The following is a 13,456-nucleotide window of genomic DNA, read 5'->3' as shown; positions in this document are numbered from 1 at the left end:
TGATCGTCCGCAAAACATTTAAAAGAACATAAAAATAATCCCCGTACCCCAGCAGCAAAAAAAGGCTCCCAAGGGAGCCTCTAGCTTAGGACTTAACATGCTTTTGCATTTGCAAAATAGCGGACTTCTCCAGTCTTGATACCTGGGCCTGAGATATGCCGATTTCATCCGCGACCTCCATTTGCGTCTTCCCTTCGAAGAATCGCATCGACAAAATCATTTTTTCCCGGCGGTTTAAGCGCTGCATCGCTTCACGCAAGGCAATCTCCTCAATCCAGGACACATCCTTGTTCTTATCATCGCTGATTTGGTCCATGACGTAGATCGGATCTCCCCCATCATGATAAATCGGCTCGAACAAAGAAACTGGATCCTGGATTGCATCCAGGGCAAAGACCACATCCTCCTGCGGCAAACCCAGCGCTTCAGAAATTTCGAAGATCGTCGGTTCCCTGGAATTTTGATTGGTTAAGCTGTCGCGCATCTGCAGCGCCTTATAGGCAATATCGCGCAGGCTGCGGGATACCCGAATCGGGTTATTATCCCTTAAATACCGTCTAATTTCACCGATAATCATCGGCACAGCATAGGTGGAAAATTTTACGTTTTGCGATAAATCAAAATTATCGATGGCTTTCATGAGTCCGATGCAGCCGACCTGAAATAAATCGTCTACAAACTCCCCCCGATTGTTGAATCGCTGGATGACACTCAGCACCAGCCTAAGGTTGCCATTCACTAACTTTTCTCTGGCCGATCTTTCATTGTCCTGCTGCAAGGAGCGGAACAACTCGCGCATTTCCACATTGGTTAGAACGGGCAATTTTGCAGTATCTACACCGCAAATCTCGACTTTGTTTCGGGTCATCGTGTCTTTACCTCCCAAGGAGAAACTTAATGATCATTATCTCCTAGGGATGTATTTTTATTCCTTCAAATCAGGTTGCTTAAACCATCTTGTTGAATTCCTTGCGGAGACGTTTAATGATCCTTTTCTCCAGACGAGAGATATAAGATTGTGAAATTCCAAGCAAGTCAGCAACATCCTTCTGCGTCTTCTCATCACCATCTACAAGGCCGAAGCGCAGCTCCATAATCAATCTCTCCCGTTCGCTCAGCTTATCCAGCGCTTTATGCAGCAGCTTGCGATCGACCTGCTCTTCAATATTGCGGTAGATCGTATCATTCTCCGTGCCAAGCACGTCGGAGAGGAGCAATTCATTACCGTCCCAATCGATGTTAAGTGGTTCATCAAAAGACACTTCTGTACGTATTTTACTGTTGCGACGTAAATACATCAGTATTTCATTCTCAATACAGCGGGATGCATACGTTGCCAGCTTAATTTTCTTCTCGGGATCGAACGTATTAACAGCTTTAATCAGCCCGATTGCACCGATCGACACAAGATCCTCAATGTTAATTCCCGTATTCTCAAATTTGCGGGCGATATAAACAACAAGACGCAAATTTCGCTCAATGAGCATAGCCCGAATCGCAGAATCTCCCGTGGATAGCCGCTGAAGCAAATATTCTTCTTCCTCTCGCGTCAAAGGAGGAGGAAGCGCCTCGCTGCCACCGATATAGTAGATTTCTTCACTTTTGAGCCCGAATAGGAACAAAAGCCGATAATACTGCAATTGCAACATCAACTTCCATCGAACACGCATTTCTTTTTCCTCCTATATCACGATCCTGATGTACTTAAAAGATGATCTTCTTCCGCCTCTTCGATGCCTTCGATCAGCACCGGGTGAATAATAGCACGATACGTCAGCTCTGCAGACAACCGCCCCCCATCTAAACCGATAAGCACCCGGTTCGTCGTCATGATTCGCCCCTCCCGAACAATCGACACTTCATCCGGCTTCAAAGCAATCATAAATTGAGAACCTTTATTAATTCCCCGGTAGGGCACTAACCGCAAGCGATCCCTCCACGGAAACAATTCCTCGTCGCTCCATTCCATAATAAGGTTGTCCGCCTGCTCAGCAGCTAATTTGCCAAGAAAATCGTCCGGCAACACTTGATCCCATAACGAGGCCTCCATGACCATAACCGGCCATCTTGTAAGCGGATCTTTAAGCTGATTTCCAGTATCGACCAACCCTGTACACTGTACCGTTATTTCCTCAATCCGAACTCTGACTTCAGCCAAGCTGGCTCCTACACGCTCAGTATTGCGCTTTGAGGAGACAACCATCTTAAACCAGACAATAACGATGAGGAAAACGAATACTGTAAATATTGAACCGACTTCAAGCGAGAAGCCGAGTCCCCCGGAAGCTGAATACCATATTCCATTCCACACTTCTCCAGAACTTTGCAACAAATAATGAATGCCCAATATACCGCCAGCAGCCGCAAAGTTCACCATGTAGAAAGCTCCCATATTTCGCAAATAGTTTTGCAGACTCGCATAACCAAATGCAATCCATAGCATAACGACAGAGAATGCAAACTTTACAAGGAACGTAAATAGGAAGGATAGCTCTGGGAGAAACATCATAACAACATAAGCAGCCCCCACAGCTGCCGAGACCGTAATTCGCCACACCCTTATACGCTGTTTCCTGATCCAGGCTGTCATCAGCAGCAAGCTCGCGTCGATCAACAGGTTCAGAAGGAATATGAGATCGATATAGACGACCACTTAACTCACCTGCCTAAACCTTCCTAATCTTCTTACGCGATACTAGAAAAGCGTTCCTGCACCAGAGGAGTTGTTCTCAGTATAAAGAGAAGTAGTTGTAAAGTCTGTCTAAAATTGAGTGAAGATTAGTTCTACTTTTGTCGAGCAATGCAAAAAACCTCCATTCCACATTATTGTGGAATGGAGGTTTAGATAGTGGGGAGATTTGGTCAAAATTATTCGTTATTGTGACGTGAACGGTTGCGAAGGAAGGTTGGGATGTCCAACTGATCACCGCTCGGTTGATTCCCGAAAGGTCTTAAGGAGGATGCTGCTCGGCTATCCTGCGTTTCGGTAACACCTACTGCCGGCTTGCGGATCAGCACTTCCGAGGACTTATGCTCGAATCCGGTCGCGATGACCGTTACCTTAATCTCTTCTTTCAAATTCTCATCGATAATAGCACCAAAAATCATATTTACTTCGGGATCAGATGCGGAGATGACAATCTCAGCTGCCTCGTTAACTTCATATAAAGACAGGTTCGATCCACCTGTAATATTCATAATGACGCCGCGAGCTCCTTCGATTGATGTCTCCAATAATGGACTCATAATCGCTTTGCGCGCTGCTTCGGCTGCACGGTTCTCACCCGTTGCTTCACCGATTCCCATCAGAGCCGAACCTCGCTCCGTCATAATCGTCTTCACGTCAGCAAAGTCAAGGTTGATTAGACCCGGTACGGCGATCAGGTCGGAAATGCCTTGTACCGCTTGGCGCAATACATTATCCGCTTCACGGAAAGCTTCCAGCATCGGAGTCTTCTTGTCGACGATTTCAAGGAGACGATCATTTGGAATCACGATAAGTGTATCTACCTTCTCCTTCAAAGCTTCGATCCCAAGCTCAGCATGAGAAGAACGCTTGCGTCCTTCAAAGGTAAACGGGCGAGTAACTACGCCTACGGTCAGTGCGCCGCATTCCTTGGCAATCTCCGCAATGACCGGAGCTGCTCCCGTTCCTGTGCCCCCGCCCATACCAGCAGTTACAAACACCATATCTGCGCCTTTCAACGTATTGGCAATCAACTCGCGTGATTCTTCTGCCGCTTTCTTACCCACATCAGGATTAGCTCCTGCCCCGAGTCCACGGGTAAGTTTATCCCCGATTTGCAGCTTATGCTCGGACTTGGCTAAATGCAGGGCTTGCGCGTCCGTATTCACCGTAATGAATTCGACGCCTTGTACCCCGCCCTCAATCATTCTGTTCACAGCGTTGCTACCGCCACCGCCAACACCAATGACTTTTATTTGAGCCAAACTCTCCATTTCGAAATCAAACTCCAACATACTCTTCCATCTCCCCCTCATTGTGCATAGATGGCCCGTCCATCTTCAAGTTATATGAATTCACTGAATAAACTCTTTAGACGTTCCATGATACCCGGTTTGCTCGCGCTTTCCTGGGTACTTACCGGTTTATTCCGATTGGTTGCCTTCTTTGGCCCATTACCGGTATTCCGTACGCGTATATTTTTGATCACTTTATACAATATGCCCACGCCTCCCGTATAGCCAGGATCACGAACACCGATATAATCCGGTACAGCGATCCGCACGGAAGCAGCCAGTTCCTCTTGTGCAACTTTGAGAAGCCCCGGCATGGATACCGTTCCTCCCGTTAGTATATAACCTCCGGGCAATTCATTGTAACCAAGTCGTTTGACTTCTTGCCGAATCATCTGGAATATTTCCTGGACGCGAGGCTCTGCGATGGCTGCTAGATCCTCTTGAGTAAATTCCTTTTCTACATTGCTTCCGATTCTCGTAACCTTAAACGTAACATCTCCCGCCGAATCCTCAATGGAGGCGCAGCCGTATTTCAACTTCACCTTCTCCGCCTGATCTGTTAATGTACGTAGGCCGTAAGCAATGTCATTCGTTATAAACTCTCCCCCTATCGGAAGCGTAGATGTCGCAATAATTGTGCCGCTTTCGAACACTGCGATTGTGGTGGAGCCTGCGCCAACATCTACCAGCACAGAACCCATCGTCTTCTCGTCCTTGGATAATGCAAGCTGCCCTGCTCCAAGAGACAACAGTACGAGATCACTTACCTTCAGCCCGGCCTTCTCGACACATCGAAGCAAATTATGTATCGCTGTTTTAGCGCCTGTAATAATTGTTGCTTCGACTTCCAGACGAACTCCGATCATGCCGCGAGGATCTTTGATCCCTTCCAGTCCGTCCACGACATATTGCTTGGCGACCACATCGATAATTTCCCGTTCGGGAGGCAGTGCGATCACTTCCGCCGCTTTCAGTACGCGCTCGATATCCTCTTCCCCAATTTCCCGGTCTTCATTCTGTACGGCTACTACTCCGTGGCTCGTTTGGAGTCCGATATGATTGCCTGAAATGCCGACGTATACTTCCGATATTTGAATACCTACCATCCGTTCCGCATGATCAACAGCGCTGCGGATCGATTGTACGGTTTGGTCAATATCTACAATCGCACCTTTGCGAATTCCTTCCGAGTCGGCAGATCCAACTCCAATAATATTAAAGGTTCCATTACTAATTTCCCCAATAATAGCACGAACTTTGGATGTACCGATGTCCAAACTAACAATGATGTCATTGTTGCTCAAGCTCTGGCACCTCCTATTTCCCATTCAAAATTGTTATAACCATATTAAATGCACTCTCTACATATTCAACGCCGTTTTACCTTTCCCTCTTTTTTCTACAATTTTTTTGAATTCCATCTTTTGCATAAAAGTAGGATAAAGGTAGCGATAGAGTAGGTTTACAGTCCTCTATGTCCATTTATACGAGCTTCGAAAAAAGGCATCTTTAAAAACTAGCCCATAAAATGTATTTTACCATTGTTTTTCACTCATGAGTAGTATCATTTTGTTCCTCATGAGGCTCGTAGGGTACATACGAGTCAGCCTCCAGCATCGTAAGTATGCCAGGATCCTGAGACTCCAGAATAAAGTTCATGTATTCCAGCTTTGCCGGGAGCAATGAAATGGCCGTCACCACTTCGAATTTAGAGCCTGTGTACAGCTTGACCCTATCAGGATAAGACAACGTTGGAGAGGGTACGATTTCTGAAATATCAGAGACCTGTTCTTCCGGAATTTGCGCTAATGCCTCACAGAGCTTAGCCAAATTCGGGTCATCCTCCCTCCATCCGGTCAAAATCGGCCTCTGCATCGGCATCGATCCGATACCCAAGCTGATCTTCGTCCCGTTCGCAAGAAGGCCTTTCAAGCCGTCGTCGACGGTCAGTTCATAGGCTGCCAGCGGATATTCCTTGATACGGATCATAATTCCTCCAGGAAAAAGCTTGTCCACTTCCGCTACCTCAATGGATGGAATTTTCTTCATACGCTTCGCAATCGTCTCCGAGCTCGTTCCAAAGAACGGAGCACCTAGCTCCAGTCCGCTAATTTCCAATAATTTCTCCTCGGAAGTATACGCGCTGCCTTCAAACGTTATACTGGAAATTTTACTTAAAGAAGAACGGAAAAAGAGCACAGCAAGCAGAGACAAACATAATAAAATCAAAATCCCGGTTATTTTCTTGCTGTTTTTCCTCTTCGGTTTGGGTTGCTTTAACACGGGTACATTGGCTTTAGACATAACATTTCTCCGATATATTTGTAATGTACAAAGCCTTTATCCCCTCCTCTGGAGGGGATAATTCAAGGCATCATCATGCTAGATCCAACTGCTTCAGCACAGGAGCATCACGCCTTACAATGCCCCCCAATCGCTGAAACATCATTTCTATCCGATCATATCCACGGTCAATGTGGTACACCTGTTCAACGATCGTCTTGCCTTGTGCGGCTAATCCGGCAATCACGAGTGCGGCACCGGCTCTCAAATCCGTCGCTTCCACAGTAGCACCGTACAATCTTGGCATTCCGCGAATAATTGCTGCGTTCATATCCACAGAAATATCTGCACCCATCCGTACCAATTCATCAACGTGTTTGAAACGACCTTCAAACACTGTCTCTTTCATTAAGCTTACCCCATCTGCTAAAGATAGTAAGACCATAACCTGAGACTGCAAATCCGTCGGAAAAGATGGATAGGGCGAGGTTACGATGCGTTCTACCGCTTTAAGGCGGCCTATACTGCTTACAGTTATTATATCATTGTAGGTACTGATTTGAACACCAGCCCGGCGCAGCACATGCAGCAATGAGGCAAGATGAGAAGGATTGCAGCCGGTTAAGGTAACCGTCCCTCTCGTGGCTGCTGCAGCGATTAGTGCTGTCCCCGCCACAATTCGATCTGGAATAATCTCGTAATCGCAGGGATAGAGACGGTCGACTCCCTGTATTGTAATGGTATCCGTGCCGGCCCCCATTATGCTTGCACCCATCGCGTTAAGGAAATTTTGCAAATCCTGAATTTCAGGCTCCCGTGCCGCATTCGTAATTACAGTTGTACCTTTTGCGAGCGCTGCAGCCATCATAATATTCTCCGTGGCGCCCACGCTCGGGTAATCAAGATGAATATCACTGCCCACAAGCTTGTTTGCCCTGCACCAAATCTGTTGATCTTGCTCTTCAATCACGGCTCCAAGCGCCTGTAGTCCTCGCAAATGTAAGTCAATCTTCCGCTCGCCGATCGCACAGCCGCCAGGCTGATAGATGCATACCTCTTTAAATCTCGCTAACAGCGGCCCCATTAAAAAAATTGAAGAACGCATTTGCTTCATCAAATCCTCTGGCACATGGCTGGAATCAGCACCTCTGGCATCAACCATGACGGTGTCGCCCATGTGAACCGTTTTACAGCCTAATCGGCTCAAAATGCCAAGCATAACATCAATATCGAGCAAACGAGGAACATTTCGAAGTTGCACCGCCCCTTCAGACAGTAGGCTGGCAGCCAAAATAGGCAGTGCGGCATTTTTAGCTCCATGGATTTGAATGGTTCCTGATAGGGGATTCCCACCTTCAATCACCAATTTGTCCAATGTATCACCTCCGAGTTTACCGTTCACCCACGAAGTAAACCTCCGGCACCAAAGCAATTTCATTCCTAGTAGCAATGGTATCTTTGATTAGCTCCATGAGCGCGAGAACGTCCTCTGCTGTCGCTTGCCCCGTATTGACAATGAAATTGGCATGCAGCTCGGATATTTGCGCTCCGCCTATGCTCCGCCCCTTGAGGCCCGCCGCTTCAATCAACCTAGCTGCATAATCCCCTGCCGGGTTTCGGAATACGCTCCCCGCGCACGGTTGCTGCAGCGGTTGAGTCTTTCGGCGGCGATCCTTATAGGAAGCCATGGCGGCCGCAATCTCCAGGCGATCCCCCTCCTCCAAGGTGAAGATGGCATTCGCCACCACGCCTCGGCTCCCATGCAAGATGGAATGGCGGTATGAAAAGTCCATATCCTGTGCATGATAAGTTACCAACTCACCCGTCTCCAGAACAATTTCAGCGGATTTAAATATCCGTGACACATCAGACCCGTGAGCGCCGGCGTTCATATATACGGCTCCACCGACGGTTCCCGGAATCCCCCCAGCAAATTCCAGACCGGTCATGCCTTCCTTCCCCGCCATAATGCTCAGTCTTACAAACGAGGCGCCTCCCCCCGCTTCGACCTCGGTTCCCCGAAATTGGATCTGCTCCATTTCTCCACCCAGTTTGATCACCGCACCTCTAATGCCCTTATCGGAAACAAGCATGTTAGAGCCTTTCCCCACCATTAACCAAGGAATCCGCTCTTCATAAAGCCGGCGTATCAAGTTGGCCAGCTGCCATTTGTTCTCTGGGACGATCAGAGCGTCGGCCGGTCCTCCTATTTTCCAAGTCGTATACTTCGACATTGGCTCATTAGGAATGACCTCGCCCACTTCCTGTTCTGACAATTTCGAAATCCACTGCTGCATCTGAAAATCCCTCCTTGACTAACATGCCGAATCCCGTACGGAAATCAGGCCGTCCGATGATCGGTTTATCCATATAATTTCACCGGCTGCATGGGTTTGCGTAGACGCAGATTGACGTTCATCCTTCTGCCCCGCATGGATTGTCACGATTTATATGGTATCTTATGCCCTCTCAAGTAAGAGTGTGACAAAAGCCCAGCCCCCGCAAATCCTTAACGTTTTCCTTGATTTCGAACGAGCCTTCGCATTTCTTCCACGACCAAATGAGCCGATTCCGGCTTCCCGAGCTGCTTGGCTGCAGCGGACATCGAACGGTGAAGAGAGGAATCAGTCATAATGCGTTCTATAGCCGCAAATAATGAGCTGCCATTCAAATCCGGCTCAACAATCACCTCAGATGCTCCTGACATCTCTAGCGATCTCGCGTTTTTCTCCTGATGATTATTCGTGACATTCGGGGAAGGAATCAAAATAGACGGTATTCCTAAAGCTGTGATTTCCGCTAAAAAAGATGCTCCCGCCCGATTTACGATTAACGAGGTGCATGCCAGTACCTCGGGCATATTATGCACGTAAGGCAGTATCCGCAAATTACCGGGCATCTCACCTAGCTTAGCAGCAATCGCTGTTTTCGTATTTTCATAGTAACTTTCTCCGGTAACATAAATAAATGAAACATGTCCAAGCTTGCCGATAGAAGGGGCCATATCAATCATCGCTTCGTTAATGGCCTTCGCTCCGCGGCTACCGCCGACTACAAGAACGATCGGACTGCCTTGGGGAAGCCGAAGAGAGACATATCCCTTATTTTTATCCGCTTCAAATACAGTTGTGGCCCGCGGATTTCCGGTATAAATTATTTTCTTCGCCGCCGGAAAGGAGGCCCCGGAGCCTTCGAAGCTGACGGCTACCGTAGAAACATATTTGCTCAGGAAGCGATTCGTTAGTCCGGGTACCGCATTCTGCTCATGGATGATGCACGGAATGCCTAGCTTGGCCGCCGCATATACAACCGGACCGCAAACGTACCCCCCCGTGCCGATCACGACATCCGGCTTGAAATCGCGCAATAGGCGCTTGGAAGTACGCACGCCTCTCATAAAACGAATAACTGTCTTGACGTTATCCAATGATAGTTTTCGTCGAAAGCCGGTAATATTTATAGCTCTAAAAGGAATATTCTCCTTGGGTACTAAAGAGCTCTCTAGCCCTCGTTCTCCGCCAATATATAAAAATTCAGAATCAGGGTATTCCGCACCGCATTGATTCGCAATCGCCAGAGCGGGATAAATATGCCCCCCCGTTCCGCCGCCGCTTAGCACGACGCGCATAGTTTCTCACCTCGCATAACGGGATAAATTCAATAAAATACCAAGCGCTGTCAGCATTAACGTGAGCGAGGAGCCCCCATAGCTGATCAGCGGCAAAGTAATGCCTGTGACAGGCATGAGACCGATGACGACGCCGATATTGATGACAACCTGTACAGCAACCATACCGACAATACCGACGGCAAGCAAGCTCCCAAAGCTGTCCTCCACTGTCATCGCCACTCTCATACCCCTCCATACTAATATGAGGAATAGAAGGAGAACTAGCAATCCACCAATAAAGCCAAGCTCCTCTGCCAAAATAGAGAAGATAAAATCCGTCTGTGGCTCAGGAACATAGCTGTATTTCTGGCGGCTCATTCCTAGCCCAAGACCTGCCAATCCGCCTGGCCCGATCGCGTAAAGCGATTGAATAATTTGATACCCCGCTCCAAGCGGGTCAGACCATGGATCAAGAAAGGCGGTAATTCTCTGCAAACGGTAGGGAGCAGCCAATATGAGCCCCGCAAACCCTATTACGCCAACTGCAGCCAGTCCAGCCAGATGTTTAACCCTTGCTCCCGCGGTAAACACAATAAGCAGGGCCGCTCCCATCATAACCGTGCCAGTCCCCAAATCCGGCTGCAGCATAATGAGGCCAAACGCAAGGCCCATCACGCCCAGCGGGGGCAATAGCCCTTTCGTAAACATCGTAATCTTGTAATCTTCCTTGCTGAGCCAATAGGATAGAAACAAAATCATCCCGAGCTTCATAAACTCGGAGGGCTGGATGCCGAAGGAGCTTATGCCGAGCCAGCTCCGGGCTCCGCCGCGAACGACGCCTATTCCGGGAATAAGCACGATGATGAGCAGGGCGAAACAGACCAGCAAGCCGATTTTTGCAAACTTGCGCAAATGGCGATAATCCAGGTTCATCATAAACAACATCGCCGCAAGCCCTAGTATGGCGAATAGCAGCTGCCGCTTGACGAAATAGAAGGAGTCCCCGTAATCATGAAAAGCGAGAACAGAGCCCGCGCTATATACCATGATAATCCCTATTGCCAGCAGTCCCAATATGCTGGACATTAGCCAGAAATCCGGCGCCATGCGATTTTTGCTCATCGTGGAAGCCACCTCTTAACTGAAAGTAGGGGCTTTTCCACCCCCCTACTTAAAGGGTATGCACTGCCTCTTTAAAAATGCGTCCCCGTTCCTCGTAAGAAGCAAACATGTCCCAGCTGGCGCAGGCAGGTGATAGCAGAACAATATCCCCCGGCTCTGCCAGCTCGGCAGCCTTGCGAGTAGCCGTACGCAGTGTATCGGCAGCACTGTCTCCAGTATCGACAAGCAACGCGTCCGGTAATCCGGCCAGCTTTGCAATATGAGCTATTTTCTCTTTCGTCTCTCCCAGAGCTACCACGGCTTTAACCTTGTCCTTAAATGCAGGAACCAGCTCCACGTAATCAGAACCGCGATCCAACCCTCCGGCAACGAGCACAATCGGCGCATCCAGCGCCTCGATCGCCATCATTGTCGCCTTTGAATTCGTCGCTTTCGAGTTATTATAGTAGGTTACGCCATCTTTGGCACCTACATATTCCAGACGATGCTCCACACCCCGGAATGAACGAAGTGGCGAAGCAAGCTGCTCCGAACTCATCCCCGCTGCGAGGCAGGCGGCAATTGCCGCCAGCGCGTTCTCCACATTAAAACGACCAGGCAAGCCGATCTCATCCACCTGAATAATATCAGTCACAGTTCCTTCAGAACTTTTGTAGACAATAGTTCTTAGCCCTCCATGCTGTTCATGCGGCAAATACGGAGGTTCAATGTAAACCCCCTCCGCTTGTAGTCGCTCCGTCATAGAGAACGGGAGAAGTTTTGCTCTAATATAAGGGACAAGCTCACGACAAACCGGGTCATCCCAGTTAATGACGGCGGTATCCTCTTCCGTCTGATTCACGAACAGCTTTGCTTTGGAAGAAATATAGTCTTCCATTGAACCGTGATAATCCAGATGCGTCTCTGCTACATTGAGCAGCACGCCGATTGCTGGACGAAATTGCGCTATCCCCTTTAGCTGGAAGCTGCTAAGCTCTACGACCATCCAGTTGTCCGTATGCGCTTCTTCCGCAGACTCACAAAGCGGCGTTCCGATATTGCCTGCGATAATCGGATGTAGGCCAGCTGATTGCAGTATATTGCCGATCCATGTCGTTGTCGTCGTCTTTCCGTTAGATCCTGTAATGCCGATCATAGGCGCTGCGCATAAATGATAGGCGACCTCAACCTCGGTGACGACGTCGATGCCCAGGTCCAGCGCTTTAACGACGGGCGGTGCACTATAGGGAATACCCGGGTTTTTAATAACGAGCTCTATCTCCTGATGGATCAGCTCATCGGGATGCCCCCCGCATAGAACAGAAATTCCCAAAGCCTCCAATTCAGAAGCTTCGGGACATTGATCTCTGTCCTTTTTGTCATTTACAGTTACGACCGCGCCATGGCGATGCAGGGTTTTGGCAACTTGAACGCCGCTTCTCGCAAGGCCCAGGACAACAACCTGCCGACCCCGGTATTGTTCAGGATGTTTCATGATTTTACAACCCCTTGTATAGATAAAGTCCAAACCCCGCTAGCACTAAACCAACAGCCCAAAAGGTAACGACGACCCGCCACTCCGACCAGCCCGAAAGCTCAAAATGGTGGTGAATCGGGCTCATTTTAAATATTCGTTTGCCCCGTGTTTTGAATGAAATCACCTGAAGCACCACAGATAACATCTCGACGACGAATACCCCGCCGATCACCAGGAACAACAATTCGCTTTTAGTTATAATCGCAATGGCAGCGATAGCGCCGCCGATACCCAGCGACCCGGTATCTCCCATGAACACCTTAGCCGGATGGGCATTAAACACAAGAAATCCTAGTACCGCGCCAATCATCGCGGCAGCACATACTGCAGCCGGGATGGATGTGGCCTGCATTGCAATTACGGCATAAGCACCGAAAGCGATGGCACTAACTCCTGACAGCAATCCATCAAGTCCGTCAGTAAAATTCACGGCATTGCTGATAGCAAGCATCATAAGAATAATAAAGGGATAGTAGAACCATGCCCCCCAATCAAACGAGATTTTCGTACCTGGTATACCTAACGCAGTACTATGCCCGTCAGAAATAAGCAGGGCGCATATGATGCCGGCGAAAAGCAGCTGTCCGAACAATTTCTGTCTCGGCGTTAGTCCTAAGGAACGCTTAAATACGATTTTAATATAATCATCCAGAAAACCGATCAAGCCGAATCCTAGAGTTGCTACGAGCAATATATAAAAATCCGTATTAATGACCGAAAATTTCAGGAAAGCCAGTGTGAATGCCAATATGATGACAATACCGCCCATCGTGGGCGTACCCGCTTTCTTCTGATGGCTTTGCGGTCCTTCACCGCGAATCTGTTGTCCGAATTTCATTCGCCGTAGAAGTGGAATAAGCAGTGGCGCTGAAATGACAGCCAGTATAAATGATACTCCAATCGTTAGCAGTATAAGTCCAAAATCCACGGGTTCCCCCCCTTTC

General features: G+C 48.4%; 12 protein-coding genes. All 12 read right to left on the bottom strand.

From position 1 onward, the window contains the following. Positions 1-85: 85 nt before the first annotated feature. The gene (gene sigG / locus EIM92_RS12630) at positions 86-868 is read right to left on the bottom strand and encodes an RNA polymerase sporulation sigma factor SigG (protein ID WP_125082942.1); all 783 of its coding nucleotides are present in this window, start codon (positions 866-868) and stop codon (positions 86-88) included. A gap of 79 nt (positions 869-947) precedes the next feature. Then, entirely contained in the window at positions 948-1,670 is a 723-nt protein-coding gene (gene sigE / locus EIM92_RS12625) for an RNA polymerase sporulation sigma factor SigE (protein WP_125082941.1), read from the bottom strand. 17 nt (positions 1,671-1,687) lie between these two features. Continuing rightward, on the bottom strand, positions 1,688-2,653 hold the full coding sequence (spoIIGA, locus tag EIM92_RS12620) for a sigma-E processing peptidase SpoIIGA (RefSeq protein ID WP_125082940.1): 966 nt from the start codon (positions 2,651-2,653) through the stop codon (positions 1,688-1,690). A 215-nt stretch (positions 2,654-2,868) separates the two neighbouring features. Further along, entirely contained in the window at positions 2,869-3,981 is a 1,113-nt protein-coding gene (ftsZ, locus tag EIM92_RS12615) for a cell division protein FtsZ (RefSeq protein ID WP_125082939.1), read from the bottom strand. A gap of 50 nt (positions 3,982-4,031) precedes the next feature. After that, complete coding sequence (ftsA, locus tag EIM92_RS12610) at positions 4,032-5,285, bottom strand: cell division protein FtsA (RefSeq protein ID WP_125082938.1); 1,254 nt, start codon at positions 5,283-5,285, stop codon at positions 4,032-4,034. 244 nt (positions 5,286-5,529) lie between these two features. After that, a complete protein-coding gene (locus tag EIM92_RS12605; RefSeq protein WP_125082937.1) occupies positions 5,530-6,285 on the bottom strand; it encodes a cell division protein FtsQ/DivIB in 756 nt (251 codons plus the stop codon). 73 nt (positions 6,286-6,358) lie between these two features. Then, positions 6,359-7,639 carry a UDP-N-acetylglucosamine 1-carboxyvinyltransferase gene (gene murA / locus EIM92_RS12600; RefSeq protein ID WP_125082936.1) on the bottom strand — a complete coding sequence of 427 codons (1,281 nt, stop codon included), beginning with the start codon at positions 7,637-7,639 and terminating at the stop codon, positions 6,359-6,361. A 16-nt stretch (positions 7,640-7,655) separates the two neighbouring features. Then, entirely contained in the window at positions 7,656-8,561 is a 906-nt protein-coding gene (murB, locus tag EIM92_RS12595; RefSeq protein ID WP_125082935.1) for a UDP-N-acetylmuramate dehydrogenase, read from the bottom strand. Between the two features lie 212 nt (positions 8,562-8,773). Beyond that, entirely contained in the window at positions 8,774-9,892 is a 1,119-nt protein-coding gene (murG, locus tag EIM92_RS12590) for an undecaprenyldiphospho-muramoylpentapeptide beta-N-acetylglucosaminyltransferase (protein ID WP_125082934.1), read from the bottom strand. 6 nt (positions 9,893-9,898) lie between these two features. After that, complete coding sequence (gene spoVE / locus EIM92_RS12585) at positions 9,899-10,996, bottom strand: stage V sporulation protein E (RefSeq protein WP_125082933.1); 1,098 nt, start codon at positions 10,994-10,996, stop codon at positions 9,899-9,901. 49 nt (positions 10,997-11,045) lie between these two features. Next, positions 11,046-12,470: a UDP-N-acetylmuramoyl-L-alanine--D-glutamate ligase gene (gene murD, locus EIM92_RS12580; protein WP_125082932.1), complete on the bottom strand. Its 1,425-nt coding sequence runs from the start codon at positions 12,468-12,470 to the stop codon at positions 11,046-11,048. Between the two features lie 4 nt (positions 12,471-12,474). Continuing rightward, entirely contained in the window at positions 12,475-13,440 is a 966-nt protein-coding gene (gene mraY / locus EIM92_RS12575; protein WP_125082931.1) for a phospho-N-acetylmuramoyl-pentapeptide-transferase, read from the bottom strand. Between the last annotated feature and the right edge of the window lie 16 nt (positions 13,441-13,456).

Source organism: Paenibacillus lentus (assembly GCF_003931855.1).
GTDB lineage: Bacteria > Bacillota > Bacilli > Paenibacillales > Paenibacillaceae > Fontibacillus > Fontibacillus lentus.
The sequence above is the reverse complement of the archived record's forward strand: the minus strand, read 5'-3'. Positions and strand labels throughout refer to the sequence as shown.